This is a genomic window from Halochromatium sp., from assembly GCF_046541315.1.
In the GTDB taxonomy this organism is placed as follows: Bacteria; Pseudomonadota; Gammaproteobacteria; order Chromatiales; family Chromatiaceae; genus Lamprobacter.
The window spans coordinates 1-24,020 of record NZ_JBKHDN010000015.1; the positions used below are offsets into that span (position 1 = coordinate 1).

A 24,020-nucleotide genomic window follows, 5' to 3' on the forward strand; every position below is an offset into this window, starting at 1 on the left:
ACTTCCGCATTCCGCGCAATGTGCTGACGATTTGCCTTGGCAAGAGCACCTACGCCCGGTGCTTTCGGGGCGATACGCGCGTTGCCCTGCTCGACGGCTCCACGCCGACCTTGGAAGAGATGGCCCTGCGGGCCGAGCAGGGAGAACTGTTTTGGGGCTATAGCATCGGCCCCGATGGCCGCGTGATGGTCGCTCTGCTGGAGGCTCCGCGCTACATCGGCCGCGACTCGCTACTCGAGTTGAGGCTCGATAACGGCCAGCAGATCCATTGCACGCCGGACCATGAATTCGTGTTGCGCGATGGCCGCATGCTCGCGGCCAACGCGTTGCGCCCGAACGATTCGTTGATGCCCTTATCTCGGCATCTGGCGCGTGGCTACGAGATGGTCTATCAACCGTCCAGCGGCCATCTGGATCCAACCCAGCGGCTTGTCGATGAATGGAATCTGCGCAACGCCAAGCGCGACGCCGAAGACCTTGATCCAGATGCGGATTCTCACTCTGCGCCAGCGCCGGCTGCATTGCGCGGTCATGGACAATCCGCGGCTGTATACAACCACAAGATTCAGCATATCCGCGAGATCGAAGGCGACCACGACGTTTACTGCTTGACAGTGCCAGAAGCCGGCAATTTCGCGCTTGCCGCCGGTATCTTTGTCAGCAATTGCGGCATCATCGTCAATGTCACGCCTTTGGAGCCCGAGTGGGAGGGCCATGTGACACTCGAATTCTCGAACACGACACCACTACCGGCCAAGGTCTATGCGAACGAAGGCGTAGCGCAGATCCTGTTTCTGGAATCCGACGAGGTTTGCGAAACCTCCTACAAGGATCGCGGCGGTAAGTATCAAGGGCAGCGCGGCGTGACTTTGCCAAAGCCGTGATTGGTGATCCATCGATCACATCGAGGCTGTGTTCAGCGACGCGGTAACGATAAAGCCGCCACACATTGACCGGCTCATCGCAGCCGCCGTCATCCCCGCCCGCAGAGCCAGCAATCGCAGTGAAGCGACCATCGGGGCAGCTGGACAGGCTGCGGGTCTCGACCGCCTCGAAACCGGCGATCTCCGGTGCCGAGAACTTGCCCGTCAACAGCCAGAAGCCGGTCTGCCGCAAGGCTTGCGGGTCGGGCAGCGGCACGATCCGTCCGCGTCCGTACTCCGATGGCCGGGTGATGCCGGGCCATTGACTCACCGCGAGCTGCGGCTGATAAAAGTTCAGCATCGCCGCGAATTGGTAGCGATCCGCGATCACCGGCTCCGGTAAGCGCGCCGCATACTCGGCCAGCGCCTCGAAACCCTGGCTCTCGCGCTGGACGCGCGCGGCGGCATCCGGCAAGGGTGGCAGGCCGGTGGTGGCGTAGAGCACATAGACACTGACCAGCATGAGATTGCCAGCGGCCGCGATCAGCGTCCAGTCGCGAAACCAGTCATTGGTCTTGGCCCAGCTACCAAACCAGCCGCCAACCCAGCCACTGGTCCAGCCGTCAACCCGACGGCTGCCCCGACTCGCCTGACCGCTAACCCGCCGACTGTCGCCCCAGCGCCGTAGCAGCAGCGCGACGAAGGGCGCGGCACCGATGAGGTAGGGCGCCGCCCAGTTCGCCTCGACCTCGCTGCCGAGCGCGACCAGCGCGAACAAGCCCAGCGGCACCCAGGCCGCCGCGCCTAGCAGCGAGACCGCAGCGGGATCGAGCGCGTCGAGCATGCCCTCAGGTTCTGGATGGCGCTCTGAGTCGCACGCTGGCCCGATGCCGTTAACGCGCCCTCCAAGGTTGCAATCAAGCCGCCAAAAGGGGCGCCCGTCAGCGCCTAGCACGGCCCGCCACAGCGCGATGCCGATCGGCACCAGCAGCAGTCCCCACAGCAGCAACTGCTCGCCGATGAAGCCGCCGAGGCTGGATAACCGTTCGCCCCAGTCCATCGGCATCGGCGGCTCGTGCGTGTAGGCGTGGGCGCCAGTGACCGCAGGCAGCGCGTCGGCCGCGAGCCGGATCGGGCCGCTCTCGGTCGAAAAGCCGTGCCCGAACTGGAAGCGCAGGGTCAGCCAGTCATGCTGCGCATTCCAGAGCAGGTTCGGCGCAAACACCAGGAGCGCGAGCAGCCCGCCGAGATAGGGCCAAGGCGTGCGCAGCGCGCGCGGATCGGCGCGCAGCAATGCCCAGAGGAACACGGGGCCGAGCATGACCATGCTGTACTTGCCGAGCAGCCCGAGCCCGGTCGCGAGCCCCGCCGTGAGCCAGCGTCGGCGCTGACCCTGGAGCGCGCGCAGGGCCTCGTGCAAGGCCAGCGGCCAGCACAGCAGGAGCACGCTGTCCGGCGTGGTGATGAGGCCGGCGATCAGCCCCGGGGCGCTGGCCACCGAGAGGATGAGCGCGAGCAGCAGCCCGTGGCCGGCGCGCAGACCACTGGCGCGATACAGACGCCAGAGCAGCAGCAGCGCGGCGGCGCCGAGGATGATCGCGCCGAGCCGCGCGGCGAGGGCGGAGCCGGGTTCGAGCCCGGCGCCGATTGCGAGGACAGCGACGCCGGGAGGGTGGTCGAAATAGCCCCAGGCGAGTCGGCCCGCCCAGTCGAAATAATAGGCCTCGTCGCGCATCACCGGCAGCACCGCGGCGACCAGCAAGCGCCAGAGCGTGATCCCGAGGATCAGCGCGATGCCCCAGCGCACCTCATCGCCGACGGCATGCGTGGCCCCCAATTCCTGCTTGCGCCTGTTGCTCATGATGGCCGTGGAGCCCGCGCGCAGTTGCTCTTGTCCAGCTCCTGGTCGATCAGTGTTTGCAGCCGCTGATGATCGTTAACGAGTTCCGCAGGCGGCACCGGGGTCTGCTTCAGCATGGCTTCGGCCTGGCCGAGACCGTGACAGCGATCGCTGCCGGATTCCATCAGCAGCGCGTGATAGAGCAATGCCGAGGCGCTATAGATGAAGCCGAGCGCGCTGTCTGGCACCTGCGCGCGCGCCTGGTTGGCGGCCTCCAGCAGCTTCTGGTTCTCGCGGGCGAGCTTCTGTTCTCGCACCGAGGCATCGAGGCGGTTGCGGCGTTCGCTCAAGGTCAGTAACAAGCCGCCGTGATAAGACGCCATGGCGGGGGCTTCGCGCGAGCGCTGCAGCCGCAAGGCCTCGCGGTAACCGGCTTCGGCTGCGTCGAGCAACCGTCGGGTTCGCCCTCCGGTGGCGGAGGCCTCGGCCGGGAGTTGGATGGCGAGTCGCAAACAGGCATCGGCTTGGATGGCGTGGACCTCGGCGCAGGTATCCGAGGGCTCGTCGCAGTCGATGGTGGCGGCCACGATGGCTTCCCAGTCGCTGGCTGCGACCCGTTCCTGCAACTGCTCCAGATCCAGCTCGGGTCCGGTGCCGACGATGGACTGGGTCTCGCAGCCCACGGCGAGGGCAAGGAAGGCGACGACGAACAGTGTCCGCAACAGCCCCCGTCGCGGTGCATGACGCGACGACCGCGATCGCCAAGCGGGTGGACAGCGGCGTTGCAGGATCAGAAACCCCAGCCAGACCAGCAGGATCGAGGTCAGCGTATCGCTGAGGAAATGCGCGCCAGCGGCCATCCGGGCGAGCACCATCGCCAGCAGATAGAGCAGCGCCAAGCCGGTCCAGACCGAGCCGAGTCCAAACAGCACCACCGGCACGGCGACCAACCAGGCCGCAGCGGCGACATGGCCAGACGGGAAAGCGCCGCCGCCCTGGTCGGAGACGATGAAGGCCGGCGAGAAATCATGATGGCCGCCGAACTGCTCGAGCTGGGCCGGGCGCGCCCGGCCCCAATGCTCCTTGAAGAGCGCATTCACGATCAGCCCCGGCACCAGGGCCAGCAACAGCAGCAGACAGGCGAGTCGGCGACCCGTGACGCGACGCGCGCGCGCGCCGCTGGATGCACGCCAGCGTCCGCGCGCCCAGGCACCGATCAGCCCAAGGCCGACGATCACCAACAGCGCGTCGATCGAGCCATACATGACCTGCTCCCAGAAGGTGCCGCGCGCGGCGAAGCCGACCTCCGGGGTCCAGAACAGGCTGGCAATGACGAGATCGATCTGCGGAAACGCCAGCCAGAGATCGGCCAGCGCGAAGAAGAGGATCGAGACGGCAAGGAGCGGCGAGGCGCGCATGGGGCAAGAGGAGGCGGGCTCAGGACAGCGTCCCGATGAACGGCGCCACCGGCGAGATCCGCGCGAGCCCGTCATCGGCATCCGCCAGCGCCCGGCGGTCGCGCACCAGGGCGGCCGCGTTGTCGTGATAACATGCCGAGATTCCTAGGAAGTTGATCGCCATCCGCGCCGCAATCCTGTCTGCCGAAGACCGTTTTGCGGCAGGGCCGCGTTAGCCGGCGAAGTATAACGGAGTTCGGCAAGACTGACCGGGCTGACCGCCGACCCGTTTGCGCCTTGGGCGGGGTTGCCGGCGTGCGCAAGATCGCGCCCTGGGTACGCCGCGACCTGGAATCCTGAGGCAGCAGATGAACAGAGGGCACGGCCGCCTGATGCAGGCGGTCCTCGATGCCAGCGCCAAGGGTTGCACCATGACTGGCCAATCCGTCCGCCAGATAGGTGCGATAATGCTGAGCGTTGCGCTCCCTGCCTGTGTCAATGAGCACAGATCGCAGCCCGACTCGGTGTCAGCGCCGGTTGCGATCGAGGCTGGGCAGCGCCGAGGGATCATCGAATGCGAAGAAGATCATCCCTGTGGCAGGCCACCAGGATCAGCGACCGATCGCAACGCAGTCGATAACCAACCGGTCCCGGTCTCCGCGACCGATCGTCGCTCGGAAGAATCAAACGATGCCATTGTTCCAACGCGCCCTGTTCCAGTGCTCTGACAAAAGGTTCAGGCTGATGCTGGCTAGCTTCAGTCTTCTCTGGTCGCAAGCCGGGATCGCTGAGATCGTCACCGACGGCACGGTCGGACCCGTCCACAGCCTCAGTGGAGCCATGATGATCGACGAAGGTCTCGGCCGGCGCGCCGGCAACAATCTCTTTCACAGCTTTCGGCTCTTTAATATCGCGACGGGCGAAAGCGCGACCTTTACCGGGTCGCCAGGGATTGCCAATGTCATCAACCGGGTCACGGGAGGTTCGGTCTCCACCATCGATGGATTACTCAAATCCGAGATCGGTGACGCCGGCTTCTTTCTGATCAACCCGGCCGGGGTGGTGTTCGGCCCTCATGCCCAGGTCGATGTCCCTGGAGCCTTCCATACCAGTACCGCCGACCGCGTCAATTTTGCCGATGGCTATTACAGCGCCACGGATACCGCTGGCAGCACGCTCAGTATCGCCACACCGGAGTCGTTCGGCTTCCTGGCCCAGCAGAGACCTGCGGATATTCAGGTCAAGGGCAGCCAACTCGAACTCAAACCGGAACGGTCCCTGTCGATGGTGGCTGGGAATGTCGCCATCGATGCTGATCTGGAGACCTTGAGCTTTGCGCGCATTGCGAGCGAGGGCGGAGCTATCCGCGTCGTAGCGGTCGGGGCATCGAATGCGGACAATCATGTGTTGTTCCACGACGGTTCCAGTGATCTCGCGCCCGCAGGCCGTGCCGATATCAGTTGGACGTCAATGGATGTCAGCGGCTCCGGCGGGCCGCAATCAATCGTGCTGCGCGCTGACGAGGTCGCCGTGTCCAACGCTTCGTCGCTTGCCGCTCGCCATCGCGGAAACACCGATACGGCGGGCACAATTCGGATCGACGCGGAGGCGATCACGATCACCGACAGCGTGATCGATACGACGGTTTCAGGTCAGGGCCGTGGCACCGATCTCGCGCTGGACGCAAGCGGGACGCTACGGGTCGTAGACTCCATCATTTCTGCGGACAACCTCGGAGAGGCTCCCAAGTCCGCGCCGATGCGGCTGCGCGCCGGCGATATCGAGATCATCGACAGCGATGTCCGATCCCTGGTGGCGGGCGCCGGAGCGGGGGCCGATATTGAGGTGACTGCGGGCAGCTTGACGATCGATGCGGCACGCGCCGCAGACGGTCTCTCGCGTCTGAGAACCCGCATCCTGGACGGGGCGACGGGAACCGCCGGGACGATTCGCGTGACCGCACAAAACGTTGCGTTGACCAATGGCGGCCAGATCAGTTCGGTCGTCGAGGCGGGTGGCTCTGGCACTGGCGGTGACCTGAATCTGGAGGTCGGTGAAGCGCTGCTCGCAAGCGGATTCAACGACAGTACTGACGACCCCATTTACAGCGGACTCACCACGACGACGCTCTCAACCGAGGGGGGGCAAGGTGGCGGTCTCACCGTCACGGCACCGGATGCAACGCTCAGGCTGGTCGACGGCGCCTTCATCCAGGCCGGAACCGCCGGCGGTGGCGACTCGGGCGCTATCGACATCGCCGCCCGCCGCTTTTCCGCCGGGGGAGCCGCCCGGGTCTTTTCTTCGACCCATGGTCCGGGCGCGGCCGGGGACGTGCATCTCGACGTTGCCGAATCGATGTCGTTGCACGGCGGCGCGAGTATCGAATCCTATTCCTGGCCCGAGGGCGCGGGTCCGGCTGGTTCCGTGAGCATCAGGGTTGGCGGCAACCTGATCCTGGATGATGCTAAGATCGATGCCACGACCTCGAGCGAACACGCGGCCGGGGACCTGTCGATCGATGTCGGAGGATCCTTCGATCTGTCATCCGGATCGATGCTGGACGTCTCCACGACTGAAGGCGGCAATGCCGGTCGTATCGACATCGAGGCCGATTCGCTGACCTTGGTCGATTCCAACCTCTGTGTCGCGTCCTTCAGCGCCGCCAATGCCGGTGTCATCGATATCAAGACCCGCGGCGATATCCATCTGGAGACGACTGGAGCCATAGACGTGCGAGCAGGATTGAGTGCCGAGAATACGGTTTTGCTCCCATCATCGCCCTTCGATCCCTCGCGCGTCGCCGACGAAGGCCGCTCCGGCGAGATTCGTCTGACCGCCGCAAACATCGGCTTGGATCATGATTCACTGATCGACATCAGCACGGGCAGAGGGAACGGTGGCACTCTGGATCTGGCTGCTGATTCATTGAGCTTGCTTAATGGCGCATCGATCAATGCCTTTACGATGGGGCCTGGAAAGGGCGGGGAGATCAGGCTCTCATTGAACGACAGGCTGACCATCGAAGGCAAGGACGCCCTGGGGATCGGTAGCGCCGGCATATCGACCTCATCCATCGAATTGAATCTTGATCCGACCGAGACCCCGCTTGGTGCCTCTGGTGCGATCGATATCGACGCGGCGAAGGTGAACATCGGCGACGGCGGGCAGATCCTTTCGGGATCCTTTTCGAGCGCCGCCTCCGGCGACATCGACCTGCGCGTCGGCAGTCTCGAGGTGCTGGATGGTGGCGAGATCCGTGCTGGCGCTGGCGGGACGGGGGCCGCCGGGGATATCCGTATCCACGCGAGCGAGCGGATTCGGGTGGCCGGGTTTTCGCCAGATTTGCTCACGGAAAGCAAGATCGAAGCGTCGGCGGGATTCGGCACCGAGACGGGGCAGGGAACCTCCGGCAATATCCTGCTGACAGCCCCAGACATTCTGATCGAATCGGGGGCGGAGGTCAGCTCGGAATTAGGCAGTAGTGGCCTGCCCGGAACCTTAGCGGTCAGCGCCGATCGGCTGACGGTGCGCAGTGGCGGCGAGATCTCCGCCAGTACATTCGCCGAGGGGGCCGGCGGTCTGATCGACATTCGAGGCGGCGACATCACGCTGGATGGTCGCGGAGCGGAGGCCCTTCCCGTGCTGAACCGCGAAACCGGTATTTTCAGCAAATCCGCCTTAACCACGGGGGATGCGGGGACCATCCTCGTGCGATCGGATGGCGGTGTCGACATCCTCGGCGGAGCAGCACTCTCGACGAGCACCAGCGCAGCCGGGGATGGGGGCGACATTCGCGTACAAGCGGATTCCTTGCGCATTGACGACGCAACGCTGATGAGTCGCGCTGACTCAGCGGCGACCGGGCTGTCCGGCAATATTGAGGTCGCTGTAGGCGTGTTGGATTTGACCAATCGTGGCGAGATCAGCATCGCTCAACAAGGGAGCGTCGCTCCTGGGCATCGGGCACCGGGAGAAACGGGCCAGATCGCAATCGCTGCCGAGATTCTGCGCATGGACAGCGCATCGCGCATCAATGCCGAAAGCTCCGGCAACGTTCCGGCTGGCGCGATCGATATCAAGGCGGCGAACGCGAGACTCGAAGGGCTGAGCCAGATCACCACCCAGTCGACGAGCGCCGATGGCGGGCCGATCGACATCGCAGCCCAGTCGCTCTTCATGACCGATAGTCAGGTGACGACCTCCGTACTGGGGGCCGCTGGCGATGGTGGCGATATCGGTATTGGTGCCGAACTCTTGGTGATGAATGGAGGCTTTGTCCAAGCCAATACGGCGGCATCGGGAGCCAAGGGGGGGGATATCGAGATCCGGGCCGACCGGGGGTTATTCAGCCATAATTTCGTTCAGATTGGCGGCAACCAGCGTTTCTCCTTCCAGCCGGGGCGGGAGTTCAATGTGATCCAAGCGGCCGCCCCTGCGGGCGTTCAGGGGGATATCTCCCTGACCGTGCCACAGCTGGATATCACCAAAGGGCTGACCGAACTCGCAACGCCCGTCGGAGATCCGGCCGATTTGGTGCGCGACCACTGTCTCACTGATCATCCGGGCGCCAGCTCGTCGCTGGTCGAACAGCCGGTTGCCGGCATCCCGCCGGGACCGGCGGCACCCACGGTGGTCTCGTTCGCGGGGGAGCGTCTGGATCGGCTCCTGGCCGAAGAGCACTGATGGAGACAAGCAAATGGAGAAGACGATGATGAACGCCTGCGGGCGCCTCGGTCTGTTTGCGGTTTGCCTGGCCTTTCCCTGGACCGTGCAGAGTCTGGAACAGCTGTCGCCGGCGCGCTCGCTACCTGGAGCCGGCGCACAAGGAACAGCGCCCTTTCCCACTGAGGCCACGCCCGTCACAGCCGCGCCGACCGCCAGTATCGGAGGCGTTGCGCTGCCCCCCGAGGTCCGGACCGGGTTTGGCGAGGCCGGCGCACCGTTGTTCGTCCTCCGAGAGGTGCGTTTCGAGGGTGGCGAGGAGCTGCCCCGGGCAGGGCTCGATCGCGTCTGGAGTGCCTATCGCGGCCGCTGGATGTCCCGTTCCGACTTGGAACAGTTGCGCTATGAACTGACCAGATACCTTGTCGAGCTTGGGTACATGAACAGTGGCGTGCTCGTCAAGCCGGGCCAGACGATTCGCGACGGGGTGGTGACATTCCAGATCGTCACCGGACGCCTGACCGAGGTGCGAGTGAGCGGACAGCGTGGGCTGCGCCCCGCCTATCTGCGCGATCGCATCCGGCCAGACCCGGATGAACCGCTCAAACAGTCGCTGCTCCAGCAACGCTTCCAGTTCCTGCTCGATGACCCTTTGATCGAGCGTATCGACGGCACCTTGCTGCCAGGAACCTCGCCGGGCAGCGCGATCATGGACCTAGAGGTCGTGCGCGCGCGTCCTTGGGAACTCTATGCCGGCGTGGACAACGATCATCCACCGAGCACGGGCGCGGAGTTGTTCTATCTAGGCGGCGCGCTGCGCAACCTCACCGGATTCGGTGACGTGCTCGAGGTCTACGGTGGACTCGGTCTCCAGGGCGGTGGCGACCTTCAAGACCGTGGCCGCGAGGGCTCCATCGGCTGGTCCATTCCCGTGACCGCGAAGGACACCCGGGTCTTCGCTCGCTACGACTGGACCAATGCCTTGATCCTCGAGGAGCCGTTGCGCGATTTGGATATCGAGAGCGAGACCGAGCGCGTCGAGATCGGTGTGTCTCGCCCCTTCTGGCGCACGCCTCAGCGGGTCCTCAATCTGGGTCTCCTGTTCGGTTGGTCGCGCAACACCACGACCCTGCTCGGCGAGCGTTTCTCTTTCTCTCCCGGAGCGGTCCGGGGCGAGAGCCGGTTGACCGCTGTGCGTCTCTATCAGGAATACCTGGACCGCAAGAGCGACAGCGCGTTCGCGCTCCGCTCGGTCTTCAGTCTCGGGGTCGATGCCATGGATGCCAAGACTCCGGCTCCTGGATCCCCCGACCGCGAGTTCTTCGTCTGGCTCGGTCAGGCCCAATATGTTCGCAATCTCGACTGGCGGGAGACGCAGCTCGTCGCGCGCGCAGCCGTTCAGCTGACGCCAGATGTGCTTCTGCCGCTGGAGCGTTATGCGGTGGGTGGAGCACAGACGGTGCGAGGCTATCGGGAAAACGAACTCGTGGGAGACGCCGGCTATGTCGGCTCGCTGGAGCTGCGCTATCCGCTTTGGCGCGGAGCCTTCTGGGGCGGCCAGGAGAGTCAGCTGCAGCTCGCGGTGTTTACCGATGTCGGCAGCGCGTGGACGCATGGTGAATTCGACCGCCGCGAAGACCTGTGGTCAGTCGGGCTTGGCGCGCGTTTGCACATAAGCGAGCGGTTGCGTGCCGCGCTCTACCTGGCCCATGCCTTTTCCGAGCCTGTCCCGAAAGAGACCTACGACTGGCAGGACGACGGGATCCATTTCATGTTCGAAACACAGCTGTAGGAAGGCCATCGGCGATGTATACAAGGGCTCTCGGGCGGCGCCTTCTGCTGGTCATCGGACTCGTGCTTTTGGGGATGGCTGCGGCGGATGCCGCTGGATCGTCCGGTGATCTCGCCTTCGACCTGGCCGGCTGGACCGCAACCATCGAGCATCCGGATAGCCCCCTCCCGGAGCGCGTGGAGGCGTTGATCCGGCGCGGCGAGACTTACCGGAGCCTTGGTCGCTGGCGCGAGGCAAGGGCGGATCTGGGTCTCGCCCTGGAGCAAGCGAGGGCCATCCGGTCCGACCTGCTGCAGGGGGTCGCCTCCTATGCATTGGGTCAGCTCTATGCCCAGGTGCAGGAGGCGCCGGAGGCCGAGCGGCTGCTGCGCTCGGCGCTCGCCCTGGCAACAGATTTGGACCGCCCTCTCCTGGGGGGCGCGGTGGCCAACAGTCTCGCGGTGGAGCTGGCTCGGAGAGGCCGGACCGCAGAGGCGAGGACGCAGTATGCGCGGGCATTGGAGCTGGCTCAGACCTCCGGCGACTGGGGACTGACCGCCGCCGTCCGACGCAATCTGGCCCGTTTAGACCTGGAGACTGGGCAGCCCGACAGCGCGCTGGTCGAGCTGAAGACGGCCAGGGTGGCGACCCGCGAGGTCAAGGCGCCGGGCGAGCGCGCCGAATTGCTGCTGGGCATCGGCACCGAGGCACTCGGGGCCGGAGCCGCCGGGCGTGCCTTGGGGGTCGAGATCCTGCGCGAGGCGGCAACCCTGGCCGAGAATGCCGGCGTCGCCAGAGTGCATGCCGAAGCGCTCGGTAGGCTTGCGGATCTGCACGAGAAAAACGGCCAGTCGGCGGCCGCCCTTGCCCTCGCTGAACAGGCCGTCCAAGCCGCCCCGATCAACGCACACGAATTACTTTATGCGTGGGAATGGCGTATCGGACGTCTGTATCGGGAGCGCGGCGACCTGAGACAGGCGATTGCCGCCTATCGACGGGCGGTCGACCACTTGGAGCGGGTCCGCCCGATCATGCCTGTCGACGCCGCCTCCGGCCGCTCCTCGTTCCGCGAGACATTCGGACCGCTGTACCTCCAGCTCGCCGACCTGCTCTTGCAGCGGGCGTCGGCTATCCAGGCGGGCGAGGAGCAGCAGTCCCTGTTGCTGGAAGCTCAAACCCGGGTCGAGCAGATCAAGCTGGACGAACTGCGTGACTATCTGCGTGATGCCTGTTTGCAGCCACTCCGCAGAAGCGCCGAGACGGTTGCCCCTGAGACGGCCGTGCTCTACCCGATCATTTTTCCGAAACGCCTGGAGCTTCTGGTTCGCATCGGCGATCGGATGCACCGCTTCACGAGCCCGGTGAACGCCACTGAGCTGGCGCTTGCGGCCTCCCGACTCCGCGATGCGCTGAGTAGCCACCGATCGGCGCCGGAGGACTCGCAGTCCCTCTACAACTGGCTGATCGCCCCCATCGTGCCGACGCTTGCAGCCCATTCGGTGACGACCCTGGCGGTGGTGCCCGATGGCGTGTTGCGGACCATTCCCTTCGCGGCGCTCTCCGATCAGGGCACCTATCTCATCGAGCGGTTTGCGTTGGTGACCCTTCCTGGGCTCACGCTCATCGATCCCAAGGCACTGCCTCGCACGCAACAGCCGGCGTTGCTTGCGGGTCTGAGCCGTCCAGGTCCGGTGGTCGGGGAGCTCCCGCAGTGGTGGGTCAACGCGCTCGTTCAGCAGTATCGCGGTCATGAGATGAGCGGCTCCGAACCGAGCCGGCGGGGTGCCGTGATTCACGCCCCAGGCGCTGATCCGCGTGGATGGACGCCATCCAGCGCTCCTTCCGTCATGGATTCCTTGGGGGATAGCACGCAGGATCTGATAAAGGCGCTGTCATTGCCTGGCGTCCGGGTCGAGATTGATGAGATTGCCGGGCTGATGCGGTCACAGATTCTGCTGGACGAAGGGTTTGGGCTCGAGCGCTTCGGCAAAGAACTCGCTGGCGGGTCGTTCGGTATCGTGCACATCGCCTCCCACGGATTCTTCGGCGGTCGTCCAGAAGACAACTTCATCCTGACCTATGACAAGCAGCTCGACATGAACACCCTCGCCGAAATGCTGAGGCCCAAGGAGCTGAGTCGGACACCCATCGAGCTGCTGGTCTTGAGTGCCTGCCAGACCGCCGAGGGCGACGACCGCACGCCGTTGGGGCTGGCTGGCATCGCCATGCGATCCGGTGCCCGCGCCGCGATCGGCTCGCTGTGGCCAGTCGACGATGCCGCCACCCAGGTTCTGATGCACCGCTTCTACGACAATCTACGCGATTCCGGGATGTCCAAGGGGCGGGCCTTGCAGGAGGCCCAGCTCGAATTGCTCCGCGCGCCGGCTTGGAGTGGCGATCCTTACTATTGGGCGCCCTTTATTCTAGTGGGCAACTGGTTGTGAGTCACAGCCGTAGGCGGTTGGTGTTGCTGGCGGCATCGCTGTGGGTTGCCGCAGTGCCCGCTCAGCCCGAACAATCCGCACAGAGCTTCAAGGACTGGGCTCTGCGCTGCCCGGACGAGGTTGGGTGCGTGCTGGAGCAACGCGTCCTGCTCGGGGACAACCCGACGCCACTGCTGCATGTGGCGCTTCAATACCAAGACGAGCCTCCCATCCTCTCTGCGATCATCCGCGTGCCACTTGGTGTGCGGCTCTTGCCAGGGCTGACCATCGCCATCGACGGCGGTCAGCCCCTAACCCTCTCTTTTCATCATTGTCGCCCCGAGGGTTGCCTTGTCCTTACCCAGGTCTCGGATCCGCTCGCGCTTGCCCTGCGGCGCGGCAACCAGGCCGACGTCTCCTACCAGCTCGCCGACAGTCGCGTGCTCAGGGTTCCCCTGTCCCTCCATGGCATCACTGCCGGGCTGCGTGCCTTGCGTGCCAGTCTGGAGCCGTAGCGGGGGTGCGACCCCGACGGCGCCTAATCTCACTGGACTCCACCTCCAGCCTACCTGACACGGTCACTGTTCCGACGCACGGATGGAGAGGCTGGCCAACCAAGCAGGAGGTGATCGATCCGGCGCCGGCCGCGCGGGGCGATGATCCGTTCGGGTATCGCGCCGAGTTCCTGCGGCTCGCCCGTACATCCCAGAGTTTGGTCGAGACACGCTGAACCCTGGCTAGTTCATCGCTTGTGCGGGCGAGGCTGCTGTCGACGACAGTGCGGGGGTTGTCACTCATTTGAACACATCGACATCGAGCTTGGACGACAGATCGAGCCGTGAGATCGGGTCCGGCAGCGCGCCCTCGGGGCCGGCCATCGCGAGCACATCATTGACCAGGATACGCCCGACCCGTTCACACTGGGTCTCGGCGAGGTCGAAACGTTTGACGCTCGTCTTGTCCGAGTCGATGGGAGCGGCATCCAAGGTCACATGATCCTTGATGAAGCCGTCGGTGTCGAAGAGGATGAGTTCGAACTGCAGTGCCTCAAGCTTGGTGCCGAGTGCGTTCTCGAACACCAGGTACACCCGGCAGCTGCCATCGGCCTGCTCCAGCTTGTTCAGCTCGATACCCAATCGCTTGGCGCTGCCGGTGTCTGGCCTGTTTGTCTCGTCAGCGCCGGGCTGTTCTGAGGGATCGGCCGCATTGGCTGGCGCATTCTCGGCAGCGTCGCTCTCGGCAGCGGCGCTCAGCGGCAAGCTGAGGGCGATGCCAACGCTGAGGGCGCGCAGGGAGGAGAGGCACAGTGAATGCCACTGGAAGGTTCGTCTGGACATGGCTGAATTCCATCGCTCGGTGTTGGGTGAGGGTTGCCGTGCTTCAGCGCGCATGATGGAGCCATGGATGCGTGCGCCTGATTCTGACCGCAAGCTATTGATGCATCGGCATCGGGTTCGGTTCGATGCGTTTGACCGGCAGGCTGAGTCTCTGTTTGTCGCCGTCATCGAAGTCGAGTGTCAGCGTGACCCGATTGCTCGGTGCGAGGGTCTCGGTGAGGCCGATCAGCATCACATGCAGACCGCCGGGTTCTAGGACGACCGTCTCGCCTGCGGGGAGATCGATCTGTCCGACCTGGCGCATCCGCATCATGCCGTCCTCCATGCGATGGGTGTGCAACTCGACCACCTTGGCCTGATCGCTTGCGCCCGCGAGCAAGGCGCGATCCTCGTCGCCATGGTTGGTAATGCGCATGAAGGCGGCGCTGTTCGGCTGCCCAGGCGGTACCGCCCGCACATAGGCGTCTCGCACCGCGATGGTGTCGGCGAGCGCGGTGGCCTGCGGGCCGATCATCAGGACGACTATCGACATCAGGGCAAATAGAGCGGGGTTGCGTATTGTCATCGCTTGATTTCCTGCAATTGTGAACGAACTGGCGAGTCATTGTTTGCCATCTGGGACGCTGTTGGAAAACCTTATCTAGATTAAAAATGCCGTCACACTGATGTTATAAACCTTGGCTATAGTACGCCATTGTCAATGGCGCACGACCGCTGTCCGTATGTGCCGGCGCTTTTTGCAACGCGCTGTCTCCGGCAACGGACAGGTCCGACATTCGGCATCAGGCGTTCGAGCAGTGACGAGCCTTCGGCCTGTTCCGCGCTACCCGGCGTCTTTCGCGGTTATGAAAGCGCCCGGCAATCCTGTTATCACGAGGTCATGCAGTATTATGAATAGACGTATGTTTTTCACCCGTTTTCTTAGCGCTACCATTGCTCTTGCACTTGGCGCGCTCGTTTCTGGCGCTGGATGGGCCCAACCGGCTGGTTCTTCCTATCTACCGGCTTTCGTTAGCTCACCCAAATATGTCTTCTTCTTCCTTGGGGATGGCATGTCCGCGTCGCAGATTCAGGCAACCGAGGCGTACCTGACCACCATCAATGGTGGCTCGGCCCGGGTTGCCGAGGATCTGCTCAAGCCGGAAAACCGGCTGATCATGTCGAAGATGCCCATCAATGGCATGCAGACCACCTATGATGCCAACGCCTTGATGACCGATTCCGCCTCCTCGGCAACGGCCTTTAGCGCGGGCATCAAAACGAAAAGTGGTGTCATCGGCATGGACGAGAACCTGGTGCGCAGCGTCAAGAGCGTCGCCGAACTGGCGCACGAGCGCGGCATGAAGGTCGGCATTCTCTCCAGCGTTCCACTGAACCACGCCACTCCGGCCGCCTATTACGCGAGCGTGACCAGCCGCGGCCTGTATAACAACATCGGCATCCAGATGGCCGAGAGTGGTTACGAGTTCTTTGGCGGTGCCGGCCTGCTGGCGGCAACCGGCCCGGCGCGCGACGGCGATACCGATCAAAACCTCTGGGATCTGCTCGACGCCCATGGTTACGAGCTGCGCAACGATCGGGAATCCATTTTGGCACTGACACAGAATCCGCGCGACAAGGTCGTGGCGATCAACCCGGTGCTCGCGGGCAGCGAGTCCATGCCCTATGCCATCGATCGACCAGAAGACAATCTGTCGCTGGCCGAGATGACCGAGGTCGCGATTGCCAATCTGTCGGGCACCAGCGGCCCTGGCGGCGACTCTGGCTTTTTCATCATGGTTGAAGGCGGCAAGATCGACTGGGCCGGTCATGCCAACGATGCGATGGCGAACATCGGCGACATGCTCGATTTCGATGCCGCAGTCGGCAAGGCGCTGGAGTTCTACAACCAGCATCCGCGCGACACGCTCATCGTCGTGACCGGCGACCACGAAACCGGCGGCATGACCGTCGGTCACGCCACGACCGCCTACACCGCTTATTATGATCGGCTTCTTGACCAGCCGAATAGCTACGAGTATTTCCAGAATGTCCACTGGGCCGCGCACAAGGAGGCCCATGAGAGCGGTTACGACTGGACCCGGCCCGATAACCTCGCCAGCACCCCAGAGATGGTCGAGCTGATCGAACAACAATTCGGCCTGGTTTGGGACGAGCTGAACGAATACCAGCAGGAAAAGCTCGAGGACGCCTATGACATGTCGATGGTCGGCGAAAACCGTAACAGCTCGGCGGAAAACAATCTCCTCTACGGTGGATATGAGCCGATTGTTGTCACCCTGACGCATATCCTCAACGAAGAAGCGAGCATCGGCTGGACCTCTTACTCGCACACCGGCGTTCCGGTTCCGCTCTTTGCGCAGGGCCGCGCGGCTGGGGCCTTCAAAGGCTTCTATGACAACACCGACATCGCCAAAAAACTTGCCGACGTCATGCGCCTGCCGGAAATGCCAGTCTATCGCGACTGAAGTCCCGACGAAAAACCAGAATAACGCGTGGCGTTAGCGTCGCGCGCGGGCGATGTCACTCCGGTGGCATCGCCTTTCCTTTTTGCGCTGTCCCACGGATGCTCTCCATGTCTAGCTCGCGCCGAGAATGGCAATTCTCCCTGGCGATTGCCGCCATTTCTTTCATCTTATTATTCATCGATCTGGCTCCACCCGGTCGTGACGATGGCGGTCGCCATGCCCGCGCCGAGGTGACCTCGGTCGATAATCAGTATGTTCGCAGCAATCAAATCGTCAAAACCGGCTTTCAGGCCCTGCGCGTCGAATTGCTGAGCGGACCGCAAAAGGGCCAGACCATGACGGTGACCAATCAACTGACAGGCAAAATGGAGTTCGACGAACTCTACGCGGAAGGCAGTCAGTTATTGATTGAATATGGCCTGAAGGAAGGGCGTCCCGTCGATGGGATGGCGCGCGGCCATTATCGCCTGCACTGGCAGGGACTCCTGATCGCGCTCTATGTCTTACTGCTGGCCTTGGTGGCCGGCGTGACCGGACTGAAGGCCGCCTTATCGTTTCTGTTCGCGGCGCTAGTGCTTTGGAAGCTGTTCTTCCCGTTGCTCCTGATGGGCTTCGCGCCAGTGCCGACGGGATTGGTCGTCGTCGCGGCGCTGACTGCGGTCGTCACCTTTGCGGTGGGCGGCTTGAACCGTCGCGGACTCACCACCTTTATCGGCTCCATGCTGGGCGTCATATTGACTTGCATCCTGACCATGGAGTTCGCCGAAAACTTCCGGCTGAATGGCGCAGTGCGTCCCTTCGCCGAGTCCTTGCTGTACAGCGGCTATTATGACCTGCGCTTGACCGAGATCTTTATCGCCAGCGTCTTTATCGCCTGTTCGGGGGCGGTGATGGATCTGGCAATGGATGTCGCCGCCAGCATGGAGGAAATCAAGCTCGGCAATCCCGACATCGGTTTTTTCGCTCACCTTGGGGCCGGCTTTCGGGTTGGACGCGCGGTGGTCGGCACCATGACGACGACGCTGCTGCTCGCCTACTCGAGTAGCCATGTCTTTATGTTCATGTTGGTCATGGCCAAGGGCCTGCCGGCCGCCAATATTCTCAATGCCCCCTTCGTCTCGGCCGAAATCCTGAATATCCTGGTGGGCAGCTTCGGCCTGGTCACGGTTGCGCCCTTCACCGCCGTGGTCGCCGCGCTGATATACCGTTCTGGGACGCTGGCAACGACAGGAACACCAGGCTAGCGCGCATGGCCGCTCAACCTGATTGCCGGATGACACTGACCGAGAAGCCCTTCCACGGGATGTTCGTGTCCGCGTGTCAGGGCGGATGGCGATAACGCTGCGCACCGGGCAGCGGCGGCTATCAGCCGCTCGACTCGGGCGCGAGCAGCTGCATCAGTCGACTCGCCTTGTCGTAGGTCTCGCGGTATTCCTGCTCCGGATCGGAGTCGACCACCAGACCGCCGCCGGCCCAGAAGCGCACCTGGCCGCCGTTGTGGACGATGGTGCGGATGGCGATGTTGGTATCCATGGCGCCATCGAAGCCGAGATAACCGATCGCGCCGCAATAGACGCCGCGCCGATGCGGCTCGAGTTCCTCGATGATCTCCATCGCGCGAATCTTTGGCGCGCCGGTGATCGAGCCGCCGGGGAAGCAGGCGCGCAACAGCGATGCGGCGTCTTCGTCGTTTCGGAGTTCTCCACGCACGGTACTGACCAGATGATGCACCGAGGCATAGGTTTCGATGTCGAACAACGCCGGCACCCGGATGCTGCCCGGCCGGCAGACCCGACCGAGATCATTACGCAGCAGGTCGACGATCATCAGATTCTCGGCGCGATCCTTCTCGCTTTGCGTCAGCGCCTGGCGCAGCGCGGCATCCTCGCCGGGGGTTGCGCCGCGCGGGCGGGTGCCCTTGATCGGCCGCGTCTCGACCTGGCCGTGGCGGAGCGCGAGGAAGCGTTCTGGCGATGAACTCAAGACCTCGCCAAACGGGGTCTTGAGGTAGGCCGAGAAGGGCGCGGGATTCAGCATCCGCAGGCGGCGATACGCGGCCCAGGGATCCCCTTTGGCCGGGGCCGCGAAGCGCTGCGCGAGATTGACCTGGTAACAGTCGCCGGCGCGGATATAGGCCTGAACGCGCCCGAAAGCGTTGGTATACGCGGCTTCGGAGAGATTCGAGCGCAATGGCGCGAGCGCTCGTAATGGGTCGCCGGTGTGGCATGATTCGATGGCCTGCGGCGGCGGGTGAGCCGCGCGACCGGCGGAACCGTGGCGAGCAGGATCAGTGGTTGCCGGAAGGGGACCGGGCGCTGCAAGCCGTTCCCCAGCCACGGCGACGGGCCGAGCCGCGGCAAGGCCTGACGACGCAGTGGAACACTGCTCGACCAGTCGCGGCCAGCGCGCGGGGGTTCGCGTATCCCGGTCGGCACCGACCAGCCAACTGCGCCGCTCCTGATGATCGACGAGCAGTGCCCAGTCGAAGACGCCAATGGCCATTTCGGGCAGATCCTCGGCGTCGATCGCGCGCACTGGCAGGCGTTCGATGCGGCGGGCAAGGTCGTAACCGAACCAACCGACGGCACCGCCGGCGAAGGGCAGGCCGGCGGGCGCTGGTCCCTCGCGTTCACCGAGCGCCGCACGCAGCAGCGCGAATGGATCCTCAGCCGAGCGACGGCATCCGTGCGCGTCGCGAATCTCGGTCATCGCGCCGCGAGTCACCAGGGTCGCGCTCGGATCGGCGACCAGGATGTCCCAGCGGCCTGTCGCACAACCGGGTTGCGCGCTGTCCAACAGCATCGCCCAGGGGCGCCCGCTGAAAGGCGCGAACAGGGCGGTGCTGTCGGGCCGATAGGGAAGCTCGGTCAGCCGAGCCATGGCCGCTCTGGAATCGCGACGGGGCAGTGAATCGGGAGCGCCGGGCTGGGATCCAACCGACTTCGGACGCTTGACGAACCCCGGTCGCAAGCGCCGCAGAGGTGCCCCCGTTTAGCCTCGTTCAGTCGTCGCCCGCGCGCTGATAGGCATCGGCGAGCTGCTTCTGGACATTGGCCGGTACCGGTGCGTAATGGCTGAGTTCGAGGCTGTAGGTGCCCTCGCCGCCGGTGATCGACTTCAAGCGCGATTCATAGCCCTCGAGTTCGGCCAGCGGGGCCTCGCCCTCGATGACGATGCGCCCGCGGCTCTTGGCCTCGCTGCCGTTGATGCGCCCGCGCCGCCCGGACAGATCGCCGGCGAGATCGCCCATGTTGTGGTCCGGCGCGGTGATGCGGATCTTGACGATCGGCTCGAGGATCGCCGGCTTGGCCTGGAGCACGGCCTCGATGAAGGCCTTCTTGCCGGCGGTGGCGAAGGCGATGTCCTTGGAATCGACTGGATGCGATTTGCCGTCGTAGACCGCGACGCGCACATCGTCCATGGGATAACCGGCGACGGCGCCTTCCTCGAGCACCTGGCGCACGCCCTTCTCGATCGACGGGATGAACTGGTTCGGGATGCAGCCGCCGACGGTCTCGTCGACGAACTCGAAGCCGGCGCCTTGCGCGCGCGGCTCGATGCGCAGATAGACCTCGCCGAACTGGCCGGCGCCACCGGTCTGCTTCTTGTGCCGGTGGTGACCCTCGGCCTTGGCGGTGATGGTCTCGCGGTAGGGGATGCTCGGCGGCTTGGTCTCGACCTCGACGTGGAACTGCTCGGAGAGCCGCCGCAGCAGGACCTTCAGGTGCACCTCGCCGAGGCCGCGCATCACCGTCTCGTTGGCGGCGGCATTGTGCTCGATGTGGAAACAGGGGTCTTCGGATTCGAGCTTGTGCAGCGCATCGTTGAGCTTCTGCTCGTCGCCGCGCTTGCTCACCGTGATCGCGAGGCCGAACAGCGGCAGCGGGCATTCGATGCTGCGCAGGTGGAAATGGTCCTCGTCGTGCGAGTCGTGCAGCACGGCATCGAAATGGATGTCGTCGACGCGCGTGACGGCGAGGATATCGCCGGGCACGCCCTCGTCGGCCTCGATCAGCTCCTTGCCGTGCACCCGATACAGATGGGTGACCTTGAACGGCTTGCGCGCGTCGCCGATGAACAGCTGGCTGTTCGCCGTGATGCGGCCCTGATGCACGCGAAAGATGCCGATCTTGCCGCGGAAGGGATCGTTGATGATCTTGAAGACATGCGCGATGGCATGCTTGCTCGGGTCCGGCTCGACGCTGACCGGCTTCATGTTCGCGCCCTCGCCCCTCATGAACGGCGGCGGGTTGCCCTCGGCCGGGTTCGGCATCAGCCGCACCAGGATCTCCATCAGCTCGGGGATACCGGCGCCGGTCTCGGCCGAGCAGAAGCAGATCGGCACCAGATGGGACTCGCGCAGCGCGGCCTCGAAGGGATCGTGCAGCTGTTCGGGCTTGAGTTCCGAGCCTTGCTCCAGGTAGACCTCCATCAGCGCCTCGTCGACCTCGACCACCTGATCGATGATCTGGCTATGCGCCTCCGCGACCGAGGAGAAATCGGTGCTGTCGCCGGCCGGGTTGAAGAAGCAGTCGATGACGCGCTGGCCACCGTCGGCGGGCAGATTGATCGGCAGGCATTCGGCGCCGAAGCTCTCGCGCAGCTGCGCGGTGAGGGCGGCGAGATCGACGTCGCTGCCGTCGATGCGGTTGACGATGACGATCCGGCACAGATTACGGTTGTCGGCCGCCTTCCAGGCGCGCTGGGTCAACGGCTCGATGCCGTTCTCGGCGTTGACGACGATGGCCGCGGTCTCGACCGCGTTGAGCACCGACAGGGTGCGGCCGAGGAAGTCCGGGTAGCCGGGGGTGTCGAGCAGATTGATGTGCGTGCCGTGGGCGCTGAAGCCGGTGATGCCGACATCGAGCGAGTGCTTGAACTCCTTCTCCATGTCGTCGTAATCGCAGACCGTGGTGCCTTTGGCCACGCTGCCGGGCTCGGCGATGGCGCCGGCGCTCGCTAGCAGGGCTTCGACCAGCGTGGTCTTACCGGAACCGGCGTGGCCGACGAGGGCGATGTTGCGGACGTCCTCGGCGTTGTAGTCAGACATGCGGGAACCCTTTCGCGCTTGAGTAATGGGCGGGGCCGACGCGCGGGCGACGGCCGAGTGAAACAGCGCGAGTATAGCGTAACCCATCGGTCATTTAGGGCGGCTGCGGCGCTTGCGCGGCACGGCGCGTGCTTTAGGCGTGCGATAGATCAATCGAGTCCGTACCATAGCGGCCGATATCGGCGTTCGCCCCGACTGCCGGACCCGAGGCCCCCAGAGGTTCTCGGTTGTACGGTCGCTTCCCGTTGGCGACCAGGTTGAGCGGCTATCAAGCGTGCGCATGGTTGATCGAGGTTGCTCGTTGCGCGGTAGGAGAAGGCTTCAGAATGTTCGATATCGTCTGGATCGCGTTGGCCTTTGCGCTGGGGTTCGGGGCGCGTCACATCGGTTTGCCGCCGCTGGTCGGCTATCTGGTGGCGGGGTTCGTGCTGTACGCCCTTGGCGCGCGCGAGAACGCCCTGGTCGAAGAATTGGCCCATGTCGGCATCACCCTGTTGCTGTTCACCATCGGCCTCAAGCTCAAGCTCAAGAGCCTGGCGCAGCCGCATGTGTGGGGGACCGCGGCCTTGCACATGCTGGCGATGCTGACCATCCTGGTGCCGCTGCTGATGGCGATCGGCGAGCTTGGGCTGCCGCTATTGGCCGGCGCTGATCTCGGCACCGCGGCGCTGTTGACCTTCGCGCTGAGCTTCTCGAGCACGGTGTTCGCGGTCAAGGTGCTGGAGGACAAGGGCGAGATGGGCGCGCTCTACGGCACCATCGCCATTGGTATCCTGATCATTCAAGATCTGGCGGCGGTCATCTTTCTGGCCTTCTCGGCGGGCAAGATTCCGACCCTCTGGGCGCTGTCGTTGCTGCTCCTGCTGCCGGCGCGGCAGTTGTTGCACTGGCTGCTAAGCCATGCCGGACACGGCGAGTTGCTGGTGCTGCTCGGGTTGACGCTAGCGCTCGGCACCTCGCAATGGTTCGAGGCGGTGCAGATGAAGGGCGATCTCGGTGCGATCCTGATCGGCGTGATGGTCGCCAACCATCCGAAGGCACGGGAACTGGCCAAATCGCTGCTCGATCTCAAGGATCTGTTCCTGGTCGGCTTCTTCCTCAGCATCGGACTACAAGGGGCGCCGAGCCCGGGCATGATGCTGTTTGCGCTCGGTTTGCTGCTAGTGCTGCCGTATAAATGGTATCTCTTCCAGCAGCTGATGCTGTGGTTCGGACTGCGGGGGCGAACGGCCTTTCTTGGCGGGCTGACCCTGGCCAATTACAGCGAATTCGGCCTCATCGTGGCCGCCGTCGGCGTCGACAACGGCTGGCTCGATGCGCAATGGCTGACGGTGATGGCGCTGGCGCTGGCGTTCTCGTTCATCGCCACCGCACCGGCGACGAGCCGCTCGCATGTTTGGTATGAAAGAATGAGCCATTGGCTGCGTCGGCGTGAGCGCCGGCGGCGGTTGCCGGAGGAGGCCGAGATCGATCCCGGCGACGCCAACGCCATGGTGGTCGGCATGGGGCGGATCGGCTGCGGCGCCTACGATGAATTGGTCCATGCGCGCGGATTGCGGCCGGTGGGCGTGGATGCCAATCCGGACACCATCGCCCGCCACCAACGGCAAGGGCGCTATGTGGTGCAGGGGAGCGCGACCGACGCCGATTTCTGGCATCGGCTGCATCTCGACGACGGCCACCTGCGCCTGGTGCTGCTGGCGATGCCGCGGGTCTCGGAGAATCTGTTCGCGGCCGAGCATCTGCTCAAGGAGGGTTTCACCGGCACCCTTGGCGCGATTGCCAAGTATGCCGATGACGAGCAGGCGTTACGCGCGGCTGGCGTGCATCTGGTGTTCAACCTCTATGCCGAGGCAGGCGCCGGGTTTGCCCAGCACATCTGTGCCGGGCAACAACCGGCGGGTTCGTCGCAGGTCTGAACGCGAACGAACTCCCGCCCCATGAGCAGCGGCATCAGCAGAAAGCTGGCGGCGCTCGCAAAGCCGGCCATGGTCAGCGTATCGACGATCATCTCTGTATCCAGCCCCCAACCGAGGCGATTGCTCAAGACGGCTTCGATATTACTAAATGCTTAATTACTGAACAAGCGATCGGCTCACCGTTCGGCCATTGCGGCCTGTGCCTTCCAGGCTGACCCCGGGCTGACCCGGGCCGGCTCAGACGCTGTACAGGAACTAACTACCTGATATATAATGCATTATTTTCGGCT

Annotated in this window: 13 protein-coding genes and 4 pseudogenes; 10 read left to right on the forward strand and 7 right to left on the reverse strand. The window is 64.1% G+C overall.

The genetic code is table 11. The annotated features are described in order from the left end of the window. Positions 1–119: 119 nt before the first annotated feature. Both ACLFQI_RS02190 and ACLFQI_RS02195 read left to right on the forward strand, forming a co-directional pair. Positions 120–635, forward strand: a pseudogene (locus ACLFQI_RS02190) (hypothetical protein); the annotation flags it as partial. 24 nt (positions 636–659) lie between these two features. After that, positions 660–884, forward strand: a pseudogene (locus tag ACLFQI_RS02195) (dCTP deaminase domain-containing protein); the annotation flags it as partial. A 1,192-nt stretch (positions 885–2,076) separates the two neighbouring features. Here the strand turns inward: ACLFQI_RS02195 and ACLFQI_RS02200 are convergent. The 3 genes and pseudogenes from ACLFQI_RS02200 to ACLFQI_RS02210 all read right to left on the reverse strand — a co-directional run. Continuing rightward, positions 2,077–2,724 (reverse strand): annotated as a pseudogene (locus ACLFQI_RS02200) (glycosyltransferase family 39 protein); the annotation flags it as partial. After that, on the reverse strand, positions 2,721–4,121 hold the full coding sequence (locus ACLFQI_RS02205; RefSeq protein WP_410757175.1) for a phosphatase PAP2 family protein: 1,401 nt from the start codon (positions 4,119–4,121) through the stop codon (positions 2,721–2,723). The pseudogene ACLFQI_RS02200 and the gene ACLFQI_RS02205, both read right to left, overlap by 4 nt. Before the next feature lie 19 nt (positions 4,122–4,140). After that, complete coding sequence (locus ACLFQI_RS02210; protein ID WP_410757177.1) at positions 4,141–4,284, reverse strand: hypothetical protein; 144 nt, start codon at positions 4,282–4,284, stop codon at positions 4,141–4,143. A gap of 560 nt (positions 4,285–4,844) precedes the next feature. Here ACLFQI_RS02210 and ACLFQI_RS02215 point away from each other — a divergent pair. The 5 genes and pseudogenes from ACLFQI_RS02215 to ACLFQI_RS02235 all read left to right on the forward strand — a co-directional run bounded on the left by ACLFQI_RS02215 (position 4,845) and on the right by ACLFQI_RS02235 (position 13,471). Then, positions 4,845–8,783, forward strand: coding sequence for a filamentous hemagglutinin N-terminal domain-containing protein (locus ACLFQI_RS02215; protein ID WP_410757178.1), 3,939 nt, complete (start codon positions 4,845–4,847; stop codon positions 8,781–8,783). Between the two features lie 13 nt (positions 8,784–8,796). Then, positions 8,797–10,554, forward strand: coding sequence for a ShlB/FhaC/HecB family hemolysin secretion/activation protein (locus ACLFQI_RS02220; protein WP_410757179.1), 1,758 nt, complete (start codon positions 8,797–8,799; stop codon positions 10,552–10,554). 74 nt (positions 10,555–10,628) lie between these two features. After that, a pseudogene (locus ACLFQI_RS02225) lies at positions 10,629–11,144 on the forward strand (tetratricopeptide repeat protein); the annotation flags it as partial. A gap of 72 nt (positions 11,145–11,216) precedes the next feature. Further along, the gene (locus tag ACLFQI_RS02230) at positions 11,217–12,977 is read left to right on the forward strand and encodes a CHAT domain-containing protein (RefSeq protein ID WP_410757189.1); all 1,761 of its coding nucleotides are present in this window, start codon (positions 11,217–11,219) and stop codon (positions 12,975–12,977) included. Positions 12,978–13,000: 23 nt separating this feature from the next. Continuing rightward, positions 13,001–13,471 (forward strand): invasion associated locus B family protein, encoded by a 471-nt coding sequence (locus ACLFQI_RS02235; RefSeq protein WP_410757180.1) that lies wholly within the window; start codon positions 13,001–13,003, stop codon positions 13,469–13,471. A gap of 279 nt (positions 13,472–13,750) precedes the next feature. On the opposite strand, the gene ACLFQI_RS02240 is transcribed toward ACLFQI_RS02235, so the two are convergent. Beyond that, positions 13,751–14,293, reverse strand: coding sequence for a hypothetical protein (locus ACLFQI_RS02240; RefSeq protein ID WP_410757181.1), 543 nt, complete (start codon positions 14,291–14,293; stop codon positions 13,751–13,753). Positions 14,294–14,387: 94 nt separating this feature from the next. Continuing rightward, complete coding sequence (locus tag ACLFQI_RS02245) at positions 14,388–14,825, reverse strand: copper chaperone PCu(A)C (RefSeq protein WP_410757183.1); 438 nt, start codon at positions 14,823–14,825, stop codon at positions 14,388–14,390. A gap of 370 nt (positions 14,826–15,195) precedes the next feature. On the opposite strand from ACLFQI_RS02245, the gene ACLFQI_RS02250 reads away from it, so the two are divergent. Continuing rightward, on the forward strand, positions 15,196–16,761 hold the full coding sequence (locus ACLFQI_RS02250) for an alkaline phosphatase (protein ID WP_410757184.1): 1,566 nt from the start codon (positions 15,196–15,198) through the stop codon (positions 16,759–16,761). A gap of 107 nt (positions 16,762–16,868) precedes the next feature. Next, positions 16,869–18,005, forward strand: a complete 1,137-nt coding sequence (locus ACLFQI_RS02255) for a YibE/F family protein (protein WP_410757185.1) — start codon at positions 16,869–16,871, stop codon at positions 18,003–18,005. A 121-nt stretch (positions 18,006–18,126) separates the two neighbouring features. On the opposite strand, the gene pabB is transcribed toward ACLFQI_RS02255, so the two are convergent. Continuing rightward, positions 18,127–19,641 carry an aminodeoxychorismate synthase component I gene (gene pabB, locus ACLFQI_RS02260; RefSeq protein ID WP_410757186.1) on the reverse strand — a complete coding sequence of 505 codons (1,515 nt, stop codon included), beginning with the start codon at positions 19,639–19,641 and terminating at the stop codon, positions 18,127–18,129. Between the two features lie 121 nt (positions 19,642–19,762). Then, positions 19,763–21,811, reverse strand: a complete 2,049-nt coding sequence (gene fusA, locus ACLFQI_RS02265; protein ID WP_410757187.1) for an elongation factor G — start codon at positions 21,809–21,811, stop codon at positions 19,763–19,765. Positions 21,812–22,137: 326 nt separating this feature from the next. Here fusA and ACLFQI_RS02270 point away from each other — a divergent pair, with 326 nt between their 5' ends. Next, positions 22,138–23,730 carry a cation:proton antiporter gene (locus ACLFQI_RS02270; RefSeq protein WP_410757188.1) on the forward strand — a complete coding sequence of 531 codons (1,593 nt, stop codon included), beginning with the start codon at positions 22,138–22,140 and terminating at the stop codon, positions 23,728–23,730. Positions 23,731–24,020 lie beyond the last annotated feature (290 nt).